Annotated in this window: 13 protein-coding genes; 9 read left to right on the plus strand and 4 right to left on the minus strand. The window is 43.1% G+C overall.

What is annotated here, in order from left to right; all coding sequences use genetic code 11:
* Positions 1-460 precede the first annotated feature (460 nt).
* A complete protein-coding gene (locus tag J2X69_RS02015; protein ID WP_310097634.1) occupies positions 461-1,615 on the plus strand; it encodes an ATP-binding protein in 1,155 nt (384 codons plus the stop codon).
* On the opposite strand, the gene J2X69_RS02020 is transcribed toward J2X69_RS02015, so the two are convergent.
* Positions 1,590-2,150: a helix-turn-helix transcriptional regulator gene (locus J2X69_RS02020; protein WP_310097639.1), complete on the minus strand. Its 561-nt coding sequence runs from the start codon at positions 2,148-2,150 to the stop codon at positions 1,590-1,592. The two genes, J2X69_RS02015 and J2X69_RS02020, sit on opposite strands and share 26 nt — an antisense overlap.
* A 1,221-nt stretch (positions 2,151-3,371) precedes the next feature.
* On the opposite strand from J2X69_RS02020, the gene J2X69_RS02025 reads away from it, so the two are divergent.
* From J2X69_RS02025 to J2X69_RS02035, 3 genes are read left to right on the plus strand one after another with little or no spacing between them, the layout of a single operon-like run.
* The gene (locus J2X69_RS02025) at positions 3,372-5,153 is read left to right on the plus strand and encodes a hypothetical protein (RefSeq protein ID WP_310097642.1); all 1,782 of its coding nucleotides are present in this window, start codon (positions 3,372-3,374) and stop codon (positions 5,151-5,153) included.
* Positions 5,150-8,359 carry a SusC/RagA family TonB-linked outer membrane protein gene (locus J2X69_RS02030; protein WP_310097645.1) on the plus strand — a complete coding sequence of 1,070 codons (3,210 nt, stop codon included), beginning with the start codon at positions 5,150-5,152 and terminating at the stop codon, positions 8,357-8,359. The genes J2X69_RS02025 and J2X69_RS02030 overlap by 4 nt, the downstream gene beginning before the upstream one ends.
* Positions 8,360-8,370: 11 nt before the next feature.
* Positions 8,371-9,681, plus strand: a complete 1,311-nt coding sequence (locus J2X69_RS02035) for a RagB/SusD family nutrient uptake outer membrane protein (protein WP_310097648.1) — start codon at positions 8,371-8,373, stop codon at positions 9,679-9,681.
* A 48-nt stretch (positions 9,682-9,729) separates the two neighbouring features.
* Here J2X69_RS02035 and J2X69_RS02040 read toward each other — a convergent pair whose 3' ends face one another.
* Positions 9,730-9,987 carry a hypothetical protein gene (locus J2X69_RS02040; protein WP_310097651.1) on the minus strand — a complete coding sequence of 86 codons (258 nt, stop codon included), beginning with the start codon at positions 9,985-9,987 and terminating at the stop codon, positions 9,730-9,732.
* Positions 9,988-10,714: 727 nt separating this feature from the next.
* Positions 10,715-11,176 carry a MauE/DoxX family redox-associated membrane protein gene (locus tag J2X69_RS02045; RefSeq protein WP_310097655.1) on the minus strand — a complete coding sequence of 154 codons (462 nt, stop codon included), beginning with the start codon at positions 11,174-11,176 and terminating at the stop codon, positions 10,715-10,717.
* A 406-nt stretch (positions 11,177-11,582) separates the two neighbouring features.
* Here J2X69_RS02045 and J2X69_RS02050 point away from each other — a divergent pair, with 406 nt between their 5' ends.
* From J2X69_RS02050 to J2X69_RS02060, 3 genes are all read left to right on the plus strand, one after another.
* Positions 11,583-12,176 carry a hypothetical protein gene (locus tag J2X69_RS02050; RefSeq protein WP_310097658.1) on the plus strand — a complete coding sequence of 198 codons (594 nt, stop codon included), beginning with the start codon at positions 11,583-11,585 and terminating at the stop codon, positions 12,174-12,176.
* Positions 12,169-13,062 (plus strand): terpene synthase family protein, encoded by an 894-nt coding sequence (locus J2X69_RS02055; protein WP_310097660.1) that lies wholly within the window; start codon positions 12,169-12,171, stop codon positions 13,060-13,062. Before J2X69_RS02050 ends, J2X69_RS02055 begins: the two co-directional genes overlap by 8 nt.
* 2,291 nt (positions 13,063-15,353) lie before the next feature.
* Positions 15,354-15,731, plus strand: a complete 378-nt coding sequence (locus tag J2X69_RS02060) for a DoxX family protein (RefSeq protein ID WP_310097663.1) — start codon at positions 15,354-15,356, stop codon at positions 15,729-15,731.
* Between the two features lie 83 nt (positions 15,732-15,814).
* Here the strand turns inward: J2X69_RS02060 and J2X69_RS02065 are convergent, their stop codons facing one another.
* On the minus strand, positions 15,815-16,369 hold the full coding sequence (locus J2X69_RS02065; protein ID WP_310097666.1) for a hypothetical protein: 555 nt from the start codon (positions 16,367-16,369) through the stop codon (positions 15,815-15,817).
* A gap of 199 nt (positions 16,370-16,568) precedes the next feature.
* Between J2X69_RS02065 and J2X69_RS02070 the strand changes: the two genes are divergently transcribed.
* On the plus strand, positions 16,569-17,738 hold the full coding sequence (locus J2X69_RS02070; RefSeq protein ID WP_310097669.1) for a histidine kinase: 1,170 nt from the start codon (positions 16,569-16,571) through the stop codon (positions 17,736-17,738).
* Between the two features lie 127 nt (positions 17,739-17,865).
* Positions 17,866-18,591 carry a LytTR family DNA-binding domain-containing protein gene (locus J2X69_RS02075; protein WP_310097672.1) on the plus strand — a complete coding sequence of 242 codons (726 nt, stop codon included), beginning with the start codon at positions 17,866-17,868 and terminating at the stop codon, positions 18,589-18,591.
* Positions 18,592-18,743: the final 152 nt, after the last annotated feature.

Below are 18,743 nucleotides of genomic sequence, written 5' to 3' on the forward strand. Positions count from 1 at the left end.
TAATAATAAAAAGCCTTGTACACACATATATCTAGTGTATAAAAAATCACTTTAGGCTTGGTTTTTAAAAGGAGGGAGGGTAAGTTTGAAGTACCAATAAAAACGTACCTCCATTTCACAAGTATTGTGTGTGGATTTCCTAATTAAAATGAAGCCAGGTGATTTTTGCCTGGTTTTTATTTTTGAATTATTTTTTTTACCTCATAAAGTATTGGTCTATTAACTTATTGATCTAAAGTTATTTATTCACTTTTAATTTTCAAAGCGAATTTTACAGATTAATGATTTTTTTTAAAAAAAAGTTTAAATTAACGGGTGAAATTTCATTAAAAAATCAGAATTCTGTGAAATCATGATAATTCAATTCTCTGCAGAAAACTATAAGTCCATTTACAAGAGACTTAATCTGAGTTTCATTTCCGAGTCTTTAAAGCAATTAGAGGAATCAAATTTGATCCAATTGGAAGATTTCCCAAAACTTAGTCTACTAAAAGCTCTGGCATTATTTGGAGCAAATGCAAGTGGCAAAACTAATTTAATTAAGGCTATAAGCTTTACTAGAGATTTTGTTTTAAACTCAGCAAAGCAAGATGCCAGAATAAATGAAATTGAAGTGGAGCCTTACAAGCTTTTAGTTAAATCTCAAAATGAACCATCTCAGTTTGAAGTTGAATTCATTACAAATGGCCAACGATTTAAGTATGGTTTTTCAGTTGATAAGAAAAAAGTTTGGAGGGAGTATTTGTACTTGATCCTTAAGACTACTGAAAAATTGTACTTTGAAAGAATTGAGGAAAAAATTGAGCTAAGTCCAAATTTTTCAGAGGGGTATGGAAAGCAGAAGTTTGTAAAAAGTCAATCTCTATTTCTCTCAACATTGGCCCAATTAAACGGAGTTATTTCAACTCAAATTTTTAATTGGTTTAATAATCTGACTGTAATTACCGAAACTAATTTTCCCTCATTTACGGGTTATACCGCTCAACTTTTTGGGAGAAAGAAAAGTGATGATTTTTTGCTAAGTGTCTTCAAGGGTGCTGGATTTGATTTCGATGGTGTTGCAGTTAGAGCTGTAAATATTGATGAAAATCTCTTGCAGTTCTTTAGTCCAGAAATAAAAGAATTAGTTAGAAAAAATTCTCCCAAACAATATCAAATATTTACTAGTCACAAAGTTTATGATCTACATGGACAAGTTGTTGATGAAGTAGAATTTGATTTGAAGGAAGAATCTGCTGGAACTCAAAAATTCTTTTCTATTGCTGGCCCAATAATAAATAGCTTACAAAATGGTTATCCAATTATTATTGATGAAATGGACGCTAGATTGCATTTTCATCTTGTCAGATTCATTATTCGTCTATTTTGTAGTGAAAGTTTCAATTCCAATGGAAGTCAATTGGTTTTTATTAATCAAATGACTGATATTATGGACAGGAAATTACTTAGGAGGGACCAGATTTTATTAATCTCTAGAACAAAGATGGGGACTGAACTAAATTCAATTTTAAAGGAAGGAGCAAGAGCTGATAAATCCTTTAAAAATGATTATCTAAATGGGGAATTTGGGGCTATTCCAGACATCGAGTTTAATCAATTAGGTCTTTTTGGGTAATGCCCATTTTTAACTTATAGATAAAGACAGATCCTTTTCCACTCGAATCTTCTCGCTCGAGTTTTCCTTTATTTACCATTCGAGATAGCTCTCTGGAGAGGGATTTACTACTTATTGCTTCGTCAGGGAATAAATCTATAATTTCTGAAACCTTCAGACCGCTCTTCATTTCGGGAAGAGGAAATAGCTTTAGTCGAATGAAGTCAGGTACAGATAAAGAATTCATGAAATATTCCGGAAATGAGCCGTATTCCTTTTTGAATAATTCTAATTCCGTTAAGTCTGATCCTAGAGCTAGGTTTTTCGTTTTAAAAAGATCATCTATGGTTACTCCGTAAAACTTAGATAATCGAGCAAGTGTATTAACGTTTGGAGTTATTTTATTATCTGGATACTCATATTTTCGGTAATGACCTCCATCATTTCCTGTGTAAGCTTCTATTCCCTTGATTGTTATTAGGGCTTGCTTTCTAAGTGATTGTAAATTCTCTGCTAATCGCTTTAAATCAACCTTTGTTTTTTCCTTTATTGCCATCAGGCAAATTCACAGAAACTTTTGTCCTCATTATTTATGTTTTTATTTCTTTTTTGAATACAAATGTTTATATTAGCGGAATATAGAATTTAATAATTCTGGCGTCTAGTCGGAGTCCAGTTGTAGAAACGTAGGAAATTTCTTAAAACGCAGGACAAAGAGTAGAAGCCCACTCTCTATATTTACAGTATAGAGGTGGGTTCTCTCTGCATGCGTTTTAGTTGACATTTGTCAGCAAGGTTCCCTACGTACCTTACAACTTGCAGTTTGAGAACCTGCCTCTATTCTTTTGGCTTGGTCTCAACTTGGACTATCGTTATAACCCAAGTATAATGGAACAGACCTTGATTTTTTCTGGATTAAGTTGTTTCCCGGGATCAGTATTCTGGAAGAAGGATATGTCTGCGCATTTTTATTTTGGGTCACAGAGTTCTCTTACCTATTATTCATTACCAGAGGAGCAGGGCATCGCCGCGGTAGATCGCCTATATCCCCTGAAGCCCAAGAATCCTATCTAAGGGTTCCGGCCATCGCCGATTAAGGAGGCAGCGCGCGCCTCTGAGCAGATCGGCTACTACACATTTATTTATTGGTTAAAACTATTGCTGGACTATCGGTAGACAGTAGGGTAGAAGAGGTGTGTCTTGTTAGTAGCAAGTAGCAAGTATCAGGTATCAAGAGGGTAGAGTCTAGAGTCAAGAGACCTGGCTAGTGTGGAACGTCATTGCGCCTGTCCGCCGAAGGAGGGAGGAAAGGCACACGACGATAGGAGTGTGGCTTGACGCGGCAATCTCGTAAGAATGTGCTCAGCACGTTGAGATTGCTTCGTCCTTCGTCCTCGCAATGACGGTAACACTTGAGACTGCCGCGGCTCGTGCCTCGCCTCGCAGTGACGGTCACACTTGAGACTGCTTCTCTCGCCTGTGGCGGATCGCAGTGACGGTAGTGCAGAACACTGGCTACTGCTCACTGCGACTGCTCACTGAAGGCTGTGACTGAGATTGCTTCGTCCTTCGTCCTCGCAATGACGGATCGGGACAGGCTCTTCGTCCTCGCAGTGAGGGTAACACTGGCTACAGTGACTGAGACTGCCGCGGCTCGTACCTCGCCTCGCAGTGACGGTAACACTGACTGCTGAAAACTGCGACTGAGACTGCGCTTCGACTTAGTTCGGGCGTGACACACTTCCGTCTCCCGTCTTCCAGCATAAACACTAAAAGCATGAAAAAAACATTACTCATCTGCTTACTGGGACTGCTATGTCTTCCCACAAGCACCACGACAGCACAAGTTGCTGATTCACCCGGGGCGGATTTTCTTCATAGGTCTGTGCCCCAGGTCTCCCCTGATCCGGGAGACTCCCATCGGGGCGGAGCAATCCGTCCCGATACTTTGCCGGAGCAAAATGGTTTGGTTGATCACTCCGGACAAGGGCAGAAGAGCGCAGGCTCTTCTGCTTCTGGGGTGGGGTTCTTCACACTGAAGGGGGAGATTAGTGCTCATCCATCAGACACATTGGATTTGGTATACGAACTCGTCCAGCGAGAGCTAGATCCCTACTACGGGCTGATGGATATCCAAAAAGATAGCATATCCCTACAAAAAGGAAGCTTCTATGCAGGTACTTCAAGAAAGCAGACTTTTCTGCTTAGACTTCCTATAAACGAGCCTTTTGCCCGGTTCAATCTTTACGCTAAAGACGTTCCATTACTCCAGAACATCTGGGTACAGCCGGGAGATTCCTTAATCGTTCACTGGAATCTATCAAAACAGCAGCTCCACTTCTCAGGGCCGGCAGCCGCCCATGTTAGGGTGCAGCGCCAGCTGAAGGAAATAGCCCTGGGAGAGAGTGAAGGGCGCAATCCGGTAATGATTATCCCGAATGCAGCTGTGATGCTCAATACACAGGAAAAGAAAACCGAATATAATGCCGTTCTGGAGAGTTATGTTCCTGCTTGGAACCGAAAGCTGGAATTGCTTGAAACCGAAACAATGCGAATAGAGCGGGCAGAAAACCTGTTCTCCTCACGGATTTCCCACCCGGTCTTTGTGGAATTAGAACGCTATAGTGATGTACTAAAAGCACCATTGCATCAGTGGTTGAAAATCTACTGGACCGGGGTCTTTCAAAATTCCGCGTTGAAGTTTGTCAAAGCTTGCCGGCCCAAAAATCATGATTGGGCGGAAGTTATTCTCGGTCATGGACTTGATGTTTCCGGGCTTCTCCCTGAAGATTTATCGGGTATACTTCCCTTTGAATTTGCTGAAAGTCTCTTAATGGAAAACATCTTGTTGGAATCATTGACGCCGGTTTCATTTCTACACTTGACAGCATCCATTCCCGGTCCTCTGCGTGATCAAGTCAACTCTCTTTATCTGATCAGAGAGCATAAGGATCTCCCAAATGCAGATTCCCTTTTTTCCCGTGTGCTGTCCGAATCCCGGGTTTTGTGGATTGGTGCTCAGCTGGAAGTAATTCGGAAATCAGTCCTAAAAGGAAGTGATTTTTCACCTCACGGATTCATAGGCACATCCGGAAACAGAGTCTTTCCGGAGGAATGGAAAGGAAAAATAGTGCTTATAGACTATTGGCTGAGTGGATGTGGAGCTTGCCAGGATTTTGCAGAAAATACATTCCTGCCACTTATGCGTGAGTTTGAAACTCAGGAGGACTTATTGTTTGTGACGATATCTGGAGATCGAAACGAGGAGCGCTGGAAGAAGAGTCTGGCCAGTGGTAAATATACTACTCCACAGAGTATCAACCTCTACTCCGGAGGTTCTTCCCACCCCTCCCTTCGTCAAACATTCATCCGTGCCTTTCCTGCTCAGATGTTACTTGACAGGGAGGGGAAAATACTTCAGGCAGGAGAATTTCCTAAAAACCTTGAAGGTTGGATCAGGCTAATCCAAAGCTATCTGCCCAAAGAATCCAGCCTTAAAACAGTAGGAGAAAGCAACAAAACCCTTTCAGTTTCCACTACTGACACTTTATTGAAATGAATAAGAAGCTATATATAAAAATAGTCAAGGAAAGGATGCTTTTCCTTATAGTAACCTACTTGCAGATCCAATCGGTATCCGCCATGCAGGATAGCCTTCTGGCAGTACATGGGAAGGTTCTGGAGTCGGAAACGGAGATGCCATTGGCAGGTGCTTTGATTTCGATCAAAGAAACAGGGAGCTCCCAAGTGACGGATGAAGAGGGGCGGTTCTCATTTTACCTGATACAGGGGACGCACAGGATGACCATTAGCTTCATTGGCTTCCATACGGCCAGTAGGACGATAGAAGTCCCACAGCACGGCCTTCTTAGCATAATGATGGAAGCAGATGAAATGGCTCTTGGGGAGGTGGAGGTGGTCTCAACAGGCTATCAGGAGATACCCAAAGAAAGGGCTACGGGTTCATTTGTACATTTAGACAGGGAGCTGATAGACCGTCGGGTAGGTGCCCAAATTCTGGAAAGGATAGAAGATGTCTCCTCGGGGGTGATTTTCAACAGAAATTCATCTTCCACCGAGCCTATAAACATAAGGGGCAGGAGTACGCTGTTCGGCAATACCCAGCCTCTGATCGTAGTAGACAATCTTCCTTATGAGGGCAGTATTGATAATATTAATCCGAATGATGTGGAATCCATTACGGTTTTAAAGGATGCCGCCGCGGCCTCTATCTGGGGAGCTCAGGCAGGCAATGGAGTGATCGTGATCACCACCAAATCCGGCCAATACAAACAGTCATTGCGAGTTTCCTTTCAGTCGAACTTGACGATACAGGAAAAGCCGGACTTATTTTATGCCCCACAAATGGAGGTTAGCGATTTCATAGAGCAGGAGAGAAGGCTATTTGAGTCTGGATATTACAATTCAAGAATTAACTCATCGGCAAGAACACCCCTGTCTCCGGTGGTGGAAACGCTCTTGGCAGCAAGGGAAGGTGAAATGAGTCTGCATGAGGCTGATGCATTATTGGCGCTATACAGTACCCGGGATAACAGGAGGGATCTGACTGATTTGTATTATCGTCCGGCAGCTCAGCAGCAATATGCATTTCAGGTAAACGGCGGGGGGGAAGCCTATCTTTTCAATTTTTCCGGCGGATATGATCACAACTTATCCGGTCAGATTGGAACTAAAGATGATAGGATTACCCTAAATGCAAAACAGAACTGGAAGTTGGCTAAGGGGAAAATGGAGATTTCCACTGGGCTTTATTTGAGTAGGGCGGAGCACTTTTCCGATACCGGAATGCCAAACCCCGGGCCTTATGAAGCACTTGTAGATGGGCATGGAAATGCTCTGCCAATAGTGGCAGGATTAAATACCAGATTTATAGAAAGTGCCCTGAGTACAGGACTTTTGGATTGGAGATCATTCCCTGTCAATGAAATAGGGAAAAGGAATGACCGGACGGTTTCCTTGGATACCCGAATTAATCTGGGGCTGAGTTATGCTATAGTAAAAGGTTTGGAGGCCAAAGTACTATACCAATATTGGACAAACAACACCGAAACCCGAAATATAGAGACGGAAGATTTGTTTTTGATACGCCACCAGATCAACAGCTATGCACAGGTATCGGAAGACGGCAACTTTTCCTATACAGTTCCTAGGGGAAGCCGTTTTACCAATACAAATGCTTCTAGCCATAGCCATAATTTGAGGACAAATCTTTCCTATTCGCTGGACCAAGGGCCGCACAGGTTGACCGCACTCGGAGGGTGGGAGTTACGGGATATTAGTAGTATTTCAGATCGAATGGGGTATTATGGATATGATGAAGCTACTGGATTGAGCACCCCTGTTGATTTTATCACACGCTACCCCCAATACCAAAATCCCGGCAGTAGCTTGGTTATTCCTTATCAGGGTGCGCATAGCGGGGAGATCGATCGCTACTTATCTTATTTTGGAAATGTAGGATATACATTCCTGGGGAAATACTTGTTAACTACAAGTGCAAGAAAAGACATGTCCAATCTTTTTGGGGTAGATAGCAACCAAAAGGGAGTTCCGTTGTGGAGTTTGGGTGCAGGTTGGATAATTAGTGAGGAGAATTTTTATGGATTGGATTTGGTGCCCTTTTTAAAACTCAGGATGAGTTATGGGTACAACGGAAATGTGGATAAAAACACAACCGCTTATACAACTATCCGATACGATAATTTCCATAGCCTTATCCCCGGTCTCAGGTATGCATACATTTCCAATCCTCCAAATCCAGATCTGCGGTGGGAAAAAATCCGGATACTTAATTTAGCAGTTGATTTCGAGACAAAATCTGGGAGAATTAGTGGGATTCTGGAATATTATACCAAGGATGGTCAGGATTTAATAGGGGAAACAGAAGTTCCCGGCTCAAATGGAATGTATCAGTTTAGGGGAAATTTCTCTAATACAACTACCCGAGGATTTGATCTCACTTTAAATACGGTTAATGTCGATAAGGCAATCCGATGGAGCAGCCAGTTTTTGCTAAGTGGTTGGAAGGACAAAGTGACGGAATTTGCCGGATCCCGTTCTATCACACAGATTCTGGGTGCAAATTCTTCGAATCTTGTACCTGTGGAGGGAAATCCTCTGCATTCTGTTTATTCTCTTCCATGGGCAGGACTTGACCCATCGAATGGAAATCCTCAAGGCTATTTGGATGGAGAGATATCTGATGAGTACTCTGAGATTATTGGAACTTCCACTATGGGAAACATCAATCATCACGGATCAGCTAGGCCTACTGTTTTCGGATCTTTTCGGAGTACGTTCGATTGGAAAGGTTGGAACTTCTCTTTCAATGTGACTTATAGGTTGGGGTATTATTTTAGAAGAGCTTCAGTGGATTATACTTCACTTTCAAGGGGTGAGATCACTCATTCTGATTATTCAGAGAGGTGGGTGGAGCCTGGAGACGAGATGTTTACCCAGATACCTTCCCGTCCTGAAAATCTGGATACCCAACGCCATAATTTCTTCAGACTGTCTGAATCACTCATAGAAAGAGGGGATCATATTAGACTGCAGGATATACGTTTGGGGTATAAATGGAGTAAGGCAGACAAGCCTAAGTTGCCTCTCAGGGATATAGAAGCATTTACTTACCTCAATAACCTCGGAGTGCTATGGAAATTAACGGATATACCGTTGGATCCTGATTTCAGATCCACCAAACCGTTAACCAGCATTTCATTTGGACTTCGGGCAAACTTCTAATTATTAAAATCATGAAACATAAAATATACTTACTATTGCTTGCTTGGATATTGGCCTCGTGTGAGGAATTTCTTGACGAAAAACCATCCACAGCAATAGATACCCCCAATACGCTTGAATCTTTACAGGCTATGTTGGACTATAGCAGCATGAATAACTCCCCTGAAATGACAATGATGCTTTCTGATGAATATTTTTCAGATTACGGAGGCTTTCTATCATTTGATCCATGGCACCAGAATTTATACATCTGGAAATCCGAGCCGTTTGAATTGGATGATATGATCTTTGATTGGAGAAATCTTTATCATCAAATCCAGGTTGCCAACATTGTTTTGGAAAGACTCAATGAAATCGGAGAGGATACTCCCATAGGGAATTCGATTAAAGGAGCTGCTTTATTCTATCGTGCAAATGCCTACTTTAATCTATATACTCTCTTTTTGGACGGGCCAAATCTGAAAGATATAGGACTGGATTTGAAAATACCATTTAAGATCTCCGGTAAACTTTCTCTAAAACCGGAATTGGCCGGGAAAGACCAAATTAAAAAGTTAATCAGAGAAGATGTTGAACAGGCGGATGTATTATTGCCGCTGCAAACCCAATATTTAACCCGTCCTTCTAAAATAGCGGCCAAAGCGCTAAAGGCAAGGATTTATCTGGATTGGGAAGACTATGATTTGGCATGGCAAGCCTGTGCAGAAGTCATGGATGCTGGTATGGAGTTGATCGATTATAATGATCTGGATCCAAACAGAGTCTTTCCCTTTACGATATTTAATCAAGAAGTGATATGGCACAGCCAAATAAGCGGGGCTAGCTATTTGAATTCCCAATCTGCATTTCAAGTGGACTCCACTCTTTATTCGATGTATCGGGACAATGACCTCAGGGGAGATCTTTTTTTTGTAAAACGCCCGATAGGTTTTATGAACTTCAGAGGCAGTTATACTGGAGGAGCTTCACTTTTCTCCGGTCTTGCTCTTAATGAAATATACTTAATCTACGCAGAATGTCTGGAGAGAAAGGGTATGGTTGAAGATGCTTCTTCCGTGCTGAATGAATTGCTTGCGACGAGGTATGAGAGTGCTTCTGACAGTATCTATACCACAGAGAACGGCTTGCAGTTTATTCTAGATGAACGAAGAAAAGAACTGGTCTTCAGAGGTAGGCGGTGGGGGGATCTAAGAAGAATTAATGCAGACGAAAGATTTAGAACCACCTTAAAAAGAATTGTGGTAGAAGAAGAGTATTTGCTCCAGCCTAATTCAGAAAAATACGCCTTGCCCATTCCGGCAAGAGAGTTGAATTTCTATTGATTGAAAGCAGTGCAGCCGGATTCTGGCTGCACTGCTTGGTTACTTAGTTTACTGAAGCTGGAATTTTTCCGTTGCTGGTCCCGCGGGAAAGGCCATGTCTTCCTGAGTATATAGGCAGACTTCATTTCCTGCTATACACTCATAAGCTACAGGATCTCCAGGATCATTGACCCAGATCCAGCTATCGCCTTCATCTAAAGTTGCGTATCTGGGATCATTACCTTGTGGCTGGGTAAACGCGAATGCGGCTACCACAGCAAGCGAAAATACACCTCCGCGTAGGAGGTTAATTGTTGTAAGTTTCATAAATTGTATTGGTTAAATTAATAATTAATCTCCGGTCGCTTTGGTGCATCTGTCTGACTCGGATCCAGACAGATTTTCCTTCCGAGAGGGGCGGCCGGATGTTTATGCCCCCTGCTATTGTCCGGCAGCCACCTGGTGGCTTCACGGACCGTGTTGTTTTTTCTTCTTCAATAAAAAGCTGCTCCCATTGCATTCGTTGGGCTGCATTTGCCTTGGCGTTATAGTCATAACCTTTGAGGTTTGTCAAACCTCAAAGGTTTTATGGTTTTGTACTGATTTTTCGTTTCCATCCTCCTGCATTAACTCTCGTGTTCAAATGGTGATCTTGGGCAGGAGGCAATAGCCTTTTTGTCCTTTTTGCACCGGGTTGAAACCCGCTGCTATAAAATCTGCCATGTCCCGAAAGAATCGGGACTGGCTCTACGGCATTGTTTCGTTTCAACAGGGTCTGGAGGGAGATACATCAATCTAAATTCTCACCACGCTGTACAGGTTAACCTTTAATCCTTAATCCTTAACCCTTAACCCTTAACCTATATTCCTCTACTAGGCTTCGACTTCGCTCCGCCTGACCATTCTGAATTCCAATAACCAATAGCAGATTAACCCTTAATCTTTTAACCCTTAACCCTTAACCTATATTCCTCTACTAGGCTTCGACTTCGCTCCGCCTGACCATTCTGAATTCCAATAACCAATAGCAGATTAACCCTTAATCTTTTAACCCTTAACCTCCAACCTCTCTGTGTATCTCACATTTTCTCTGTGCATCTCTGTGCCTCAACCCCCACACCGCCATTCCCAAAAACACCAGATTAAACACCAGATGCTCTCCCCAGCCCAGACTACTGAGCACCCCGCCGCAGGAGCAGGGGACGCGTTCTGTAAGCCCCAGCCATACCAGCGTGATGTATCCCGTAAATAGACTCAGCAGTATCACGCTCAGCAGCAATCCTATCTTCCGCCAGCCCGGAACCAGCAGTAGTACGGCGACTCCCAGTTCCACCAGAGGCAGTACATACAGGATGATATCCGCTATCCAGATAGGAAATACCTGATTGTACATCGCCATCCGGGTGCCACTCCAATCATACACCTTACTCACCGCCGTATAGGCGAAGAGTGCTGCCAGAAGCAAGGCTGCTCCCTCGGCTAGGACTGTGGTAAGTGGTGATGGATTGGGTTTCATTTTTTCAGCTTTATATACTGTACTCTTTGATTCTGGGCAAGTGCTTCTTAAAGTTTAGTAAGCGGGGTGCTTAACTGATTGAAAAGTAGGTGACTAGTGGTTTTTTAGCAATGACATTTGTCGGAAACTGCTCCTCTACACCAAAAAAAACCGACATCTGTCGGTTTTTTATTCTAAAAAGCTAAAAATCAGAAGGTAACTTTTGAGATTTTAACACATAACATTAAATTAATACTGAGTATTTAGTTTAAAATAGGGGGCCCTGCCCGGATTGTATACTTTTCTTTCAAAGAAAATCCGGCTACAGGAAGGAATCCATAAGGTTGATAACCTTCCCACTTTGTATCGTTTTTCATAAATCCTGCTTTGCCGGTGGGAGAATAGTTTTTAGATAAATATAAGAGATATGGAATCAGAATTTTTGAATCAGCTGATCAAGGACTTTGATCAGATACTTAAACTTCCCCGGGAAACCTATGAATGGGTATCGCCCTATTTGAAAGAGGTTCGTTTAAAAAGAGGAACTATAATCAAGAAATCCGGAACAGCAGATAAGGCAAGCCGGTATTTACTTGAAGGATTTGCAGGCTCTTTTACACCTAACGGTGAAAAGTTGATGCTGGTAAAAATATTCCAGGCATCTGATATCGTTTTTGATGAAAGTTCCTTTCGCGCCGGCATCCCCGGCCCTACGATGTTAAAAGCTATTTCTGATGTGGTGTTTATGGAGTTCCCCAAAGAAGCAGAAGCTATGCTCTTGGGCAGGCATGCTGAACTGGTTCTTTTGGCCCATAAGGTTATCCATAGGATAGCCGAAAGAAATGCAACTGTTCACCATATCTCCAAGCTGGGACTTAGGAGGGGGTATCAGATTCTTATGGACGAATTTCCCAGACTGGAATCTGAAATAACAAATGCAGACTTAGCTTCTTTTTTTGATGTAAGCACCCGCACGGTGGAGAGATGGAAGCATGACTTAAAAATGAATAGTCATGAGTAGCATGCAGTTCAGTTCAGCATTGAATCTTCATACCCCCACACTGAGCGACAAAATCCTAGTGTGGGCACGGTCGACAGGATTGTTTGAAAGTCCCGCTGAGCTTGAGCGCTGCAGACTGCAGAAGGTGAACTGGTTTGCAGGCTATCTTTTTCCGGAGGAGATGCCCGAGCGCCTGGAGCTGATTATGAAATTCTTCCTCTGCCTCTTTTTACTGGATGATCTGCTGGATATCCGGATGGAGCCCGGGATGATAGAATTTCTGAAAAGTCTGAAAGCAGGCCAATCCTTCCATGCCGATGCCAGGCTGCAAAGTTTAGGCAGTACGCTTCTGCTGCTGCATCAGGCTATCCAGCAGGAAAATGCTTTTTCCGGAGCAAAAGGGGAATGGGATATAGCCTGGTTTGATTACCTGGAAGCCCTGCAATGGGAAATCCAAATTAAGCTGTACGGCACCTCTCCTGTGCTGAAAGAATACAGATTATACAGGCCTATTGCCTCCGGAGCATACCTGGCGATGCAATTTCTCAGAAAGAAAAGAGCAGGCCTTGCATGCGAAGCTGAGCTGTTGGAGTACACTACGGTCAGGTATATCTGCCTATCTAATGACCTGGCATCCTATAAAAAGGAGCTGGCTATAGGCGATGTCCACAATGAAGTACTGATTCTTAGAGAAGATATGGGGGATGAAGCCCCCGCTTGGGTACAGCAGGAAATAAACAGCCTCAGAAAAAGGATACTGCTCCTTGCCGGGGAGGTGTGGAGCCAATCGTGTGGATGCAGGGACTGGATCCATAGTCTTTTATTGTTGGCCGGAGGAAGTGGAGCCTGGACGGCGGATACCTCCAGGTATAAGGCATATATCAACGGAAGTTCGGGAAGTCATTAAATGGAAGGAGGAATATCATGTTCAGAAAACGTGCTGTTATTTGAGATTTAGCATCTGGGTTTAGAGAATGCCCTTGAGCCGGGTTATGAAATATAGGTGCTGAAGGGGGAGTTGCCCCCGTTTCCAGACTGTTGGACAGCATTAGTATTAGCCGTTCGTGATGACACGAACGGCGGCATAGTGCTTACCTGACCTTCTGTCTCTGCCACCTGCACTAGATAATCGATTTGGCAGCTTGATTTAGTATTTAGGGCGCGGAGGTGGTCGCAGCAGCGGGCCAGACAGCTGGCTTGCGGGGGAGGACAAGCCGTTAAAAATTCTTTCAGTGAAAGAATTTAGGCTTGGGCCAGCGTGCAGGGGAGGAAGCGACTTGACCCCACCCGCCATTCTGGCTCCTCGCTATAAATGTCCACTGGACATTTATTTTACGCTCAGCCCTCCTTTTACGTCAAGGCAAAAGAACGGAGAGAATAGACTTGACTTTATCGATAGGGGTAAATAGAACAATTGCGGATGGATAAAATACATACCGAGCGCCTTTTCCACCTCCTGCACTAGCTCCTATTTCCGGACAATGCTCTGGGGCAGGAGACAATGGCCTTTGAACTTTATTTACTCGGGGTTGAAACCCCGAGCTACCCATAGTGCCTACCTACGGCAAGCTTTAATTTCTACGGGATTTGCAGATAAATCAATCTAAATTCTCTCCACACACTACATGTGAACTTTTAACCTATTAACCCTTAACCTCTTTTTTAGCACCTTGGCTTAGTGTAAAGGCGCGGAGGTGGTCGCAGCAGCGGGCCAGACGGCTGGCTTGCGGGGGAGGACAAGCCGTTAAAAATTCTTTCAGTGAAAGAATTTAGGCTTGGGCCAGCGTGCAGGGGAGGAAGCGTCTTGACCCCACCCGCCATTCTGGCTCCTCGCTATAAATGTCCACTGGACATTTATTTTACGCTCAGCCCTCTTTTTGCGTCAAGGCAAAAGAACGGAGAGAATAGACTTGACTTTATCGATATGGGTCAATAGAGCAATTGCGGATGGATAAAATACATACCGAGCATCCTTTCCACCTCCTGCACCATTCCCCATTTCCAGACGATGATCCAGGGCAGGCCTGTCCGCCGCAGGAGGAAGGCAATGCCCTTTGAACTTTATTCAACCCAGCATTGAAATGCTGGGCAATATAATCGGTCATGTCCCGAAAGAATCGGGACTGGCTCTACGGCATTGCTTCGTATTTACAGAGTCTGGAGGCACATCAATCTAAATACTCTCCACACACTACAGGTGAACTTTTAACCATTTAACCCTTAACCTCTTTTTTTAGCACCTTGGTTTAGTGTGAAGGCGGGGAGGTGGTCGCAGCAGCGGGCCAGGCGGCTGGTCTGCGGGGGGAAGCTTTGCTGCGACGAAGGTTTTTGTTACTTTTTGCCTTCAAAAAGTAAGAGAGAAAAAATACATCAACACTATCGATACTGGTCAATAGGGAAATTGGATTTGATAAACACAAATACACCTTTCCATCCTCCTGAATTAGCTCCGATTTCCAGACGATATTCCTAGGCAGGAGGCCGGGGTTATTGAACTTTTTAAACCCAGCATTGAAATGCTGGGCAATATAATCGGTCATGCCTCCGGCATTGCTTCGTATTTACAGAGTCTGGAGATACATCAATCTAAATTCTCTCCATACACTACATGTGAACTTTTAACCTATTAACCCTTAACGTGGAAGCTTTGCTGCGACTTGGCTTTTTGCCTGCCCGACGCGGCGGGGTTCTTTTGCGTCAAGGCAAAAGAACGGAGAGAAAAGACTTAACTTTATCGGTACAGGTGAATCGGAAATTGAAGCTAGACCATCCATTGACCTATATGCATTTAGCGCTACTCCACGGACTACACACTCTAGAACTTTTCTGTTTATCCTCCGGAGATAGGAGCATATACCTACCCGATAAAATCAACTTCCACTCTGAATTTTTTATGGCTGTTACAATTAGAATAGTATATTTATAGTATTAATACCCGTGGAGTTGGTTTTTTAAGTAAGATATTGAGAAATATATGTTTACCTCGCTGGGGGTGAAAGTAAGCTAATCCCAATAAGGTTGCTTCATACTCCGTATTCCCCCCAATGAGGGATTGGTATAGTCAAAACGGTTTCCATAATTATAATAGTTAAACCAAAAAACCTTTCAACATGAAATGCTCATGAGAAAGGTTTCTCACACAGAGGAATGATTATTTAGGGCATTCCATCTGACCGCTTAAAAACAAACCATAACCATATGAAGAATAAAATCCTTTTCGTTGCCTGTCTCCTGACCGGACTGATGTTTATTAACTCAGGTCTCAACAAGTTTTTCAACTACATTCCCATGCCCGAGGATTTACCGGAGGAAGTAATGACCATGTTTGAGGCCATGATGACGATTACCTGGCTTATGCCACTCATCGCCATCTTTGAGATTATAGGAGGTGTACTGCTCATCATTCCCAAATGGCGGGCATTGGGCATTCTGATACTTGTCCCGCTGATGGTGGGAATCCTTGCGCACCATATCACTTTAGGAGATTACAATCCTGTCCCATTTGTGATGGCGGCGATTCTTATTTGGGCAGGTTTCGAAAACAAAGAAAGGTATTTGCCTATTATCAAAAGCTAACATCAACAGATGGCCGGAAAAACTTATACACCGCGGCGTAGGATTCCTAATGCATATTTCGGGTTGAAGAATCCGGATTAGCCTTATCCCTCTTGCTTGCCCTTGCGTTGGAGTCTTTTATAGTCCCTCCATAGCAGGAGCCCGTCTCTATTGGCATCTTTTTCAAATTCCCTTTCTTTATAGGAAATTTCGTCAAGATTGATTCTTCTGCCGTGATACATCACAGACTTCTCTTCAGACTGGGTGAGTTGTCCTGAATGGTATTGATGCATGTGTACCAATTCATGCATCAATACCATTCCTATATTAAGACATCTTTTCTTTAATCTGATGAAGTAGATGTTGGGTTGATGGTGGGTGATCATTCCGTGGAAATCAGACAAATCGTCCAAAAAACTCACCCGGATATAGGCATCCCGGATGTCATACTTTTCGCAAAACCAACGGATAGGGTCTTCCACATCGTAGAAGGTGTGGTTTCTGATGTGAAGCCCCTGGATGGGATCCCTGTTCTGAAGACCGTTTTGATAGGGTGAAAAGACATTGGCTTGCACCGGTGTTGAATAGATAATCGACGCAAGCAAAAGGATAAGGATCAGATAGGCATTATTGAGGGCAAATAGCAGTTTGATTTTCATGACAGCGTGTTTTACCTCAAAGAAAAATGGAGATGAGGCAGTAAACCGGCTTTTTAGCCCAACCAAAACACTGAGCCTCCATACAGTGGATTTGAGGGAGTAAATGCCATTTCCCGTTCGTCAGCGCTGTTTGTAGCGTAGATAGGTTGTTCGTCTAAAAAAGCAATCTTATAGATACTTATTTGATAACTTTAAGGGTATGAGAGATCATCTTCAAGGCAACTTCACCCAGGATGTATGGCTTTTCCCTGTCAGACTACCCACTTGGCTTAGACACAAGTCACTTCGCCACCTATTGTTTTGGTCTGCACTATTGGTATATGAGGGGCTTATTTGGGGGATGGTGGATGGAGATTTTAACAGGAGGATCGTAACAGCTTTTATCGAATTGCCGATAAAAATGATGGTGACCTATTTCACCATTTATTTTCTCATCGATCGGCTGTTGATGAAAAGGAAGTACTTATGGTTTTTCAATGCGCTTATTTTGTCCGTCATTGGATTCGCCATTTTGATGAGGATACAGGCTTATTACCTGATCTACCCGATCTATTTTCCGGAAGCTACCGAGGTTCCGCTTTTTTACTTTCCCAAGATATTCATTGCCTTATTTAACCTATATTCATTGGTGGCCATATTGGCTTCATTCCATATGATCAAATTGTGGTTTCTTCATGAGCGGTCCACGAGGGAATTGCAGGAAATAGCGCAAAAGCTTCAAAACGAAAAACTGGAAGCCGAGCTAAAAGTGCTGAAATCCCAGATCAACCCACATTTTCTGTTCAACACCCTTAATAATCTGTATGTACTTACCTTGAAGCATTCGGACAAGGCACCTGAAACTGTCTATAGGTTGTCCGAGTTGATGAATTATATGCTTTATGAAAGCAATCAACAAAAGGTGTATCTCGAAAAGGAAATCCAATACATACAAAACTATATAGCACTGGAAAAATTGAGGTATAATCCCCATGTGGATATTGATCTCAAAGTGTATGGAGAAACGTCTGATATTCAGGTTGCACCGCTATTGATCTTGCCATTTGTGGAAAACGGGTTCAAACATGGATTGAGCAAAGAAAGAGATAGTGGCTGGCTGACGGTGGATATCCAGGTGAAGGCAAATACGGTGATCGTAAAAGTGGAAAACAGCAAGGAAATGGCGGAAACTAAAACACCCCGCCTGCCCTCGGGCATTGGATTGGAAAACGTGAGGAAAAGATTGGATTTGATCTACCCCGGGCGGCATGAACTTAAGATTTTTTCCGAAGAGCAAACCTTTTTGGCGATACTTAAAATCACCATATCTGATTCAGATAGAAAAAGGATGGGGGAGAGATCATTGGTTGGTAAAAAGACTGCCGTATGAAATCGAGTCTGCCAAAGGCTTGCCCATACGGGATTCCATAGCCTACGTATAGGAGGATCCCGAATCGATCCCGATAATTATCGGGACAGGACGGGTTATGACCATTAAAAAAGCAAATTATAGACAGATGAACTGCATTGTAATAGATGACGAACCCTTGGCGCGTCAGCTTATTGAGTCTTACATAGCTAAGGTAGATGGCCTTCAGTTGATGAAGAGTTGCGCCAGTGCCGTAGAAGCATTTGAAGTCGTTCATCAAAGCCGGGTTGATTTGCTTTTTCTGGATATAGAAATGCCCAAGGTGTCGGGATTGGATTTTTTAAGATCCCTGCGCAATCCGCCAAAAGTGATCCTTACCACTGCATATAGGGAATTTGCACTGGAGGCGTACGAACTGGATGTTATTGACTATTTGCTGAAACCGGTTTTGTTTGAACGGTTTCTCAAAAGCATAAGCAAAGTATATGAAGTGCATGCAGTCGTCAAGAGGCAGGTAGATCGTTTACCGCTGGCCGATACAGGTAAAGACGAACCCTATTTATATCTTAAGGAGGATAGGGAGATGATAAAGGTGTTTTTGAAAGATATCATATTTATCGAGAGCATGAAAGACTATGTGAAAGTCAAGACGGTTGATGGGCAGATTGTCAGCTATCAAAGGATTGGCTATCTGGAAGAAAAACTTCCGGATGATAGGTTTATTCGTGTTCACCGCTCTTTTATCATCGCTTTTTCATGGGTGTCTTCATATACCATGTATGGACTGAAAGTAGGGCAGAAAGAGATTCCCATAGGGAGGAATTATAAGCAATCTGTCCTTAAGACGCTCAATAAGAATAATGTAATCAAATAGCCTTTTTTTCATTTCCAGACAATGTTCCGGGGCAGTCCTGATATGTGCTGAAGGGGGAGTTGCGCTCGTTTCTGGACCGCTGGACAGCATTAGTATTTGCCGTTCGTGATGACACGAACGGCGGCATAGTGCTTACCTAATGTTCCGTCTTA

Origin of the sequence: Algoriphagus sp. 4150, from assembly GCF_031457395.1 — a bacterium.
Classification (GTDB): Bacteria; Bacteroidota; Bacteroidia; order Cytophagales; family Cyclobacteriaceae; genus Algoriphagus.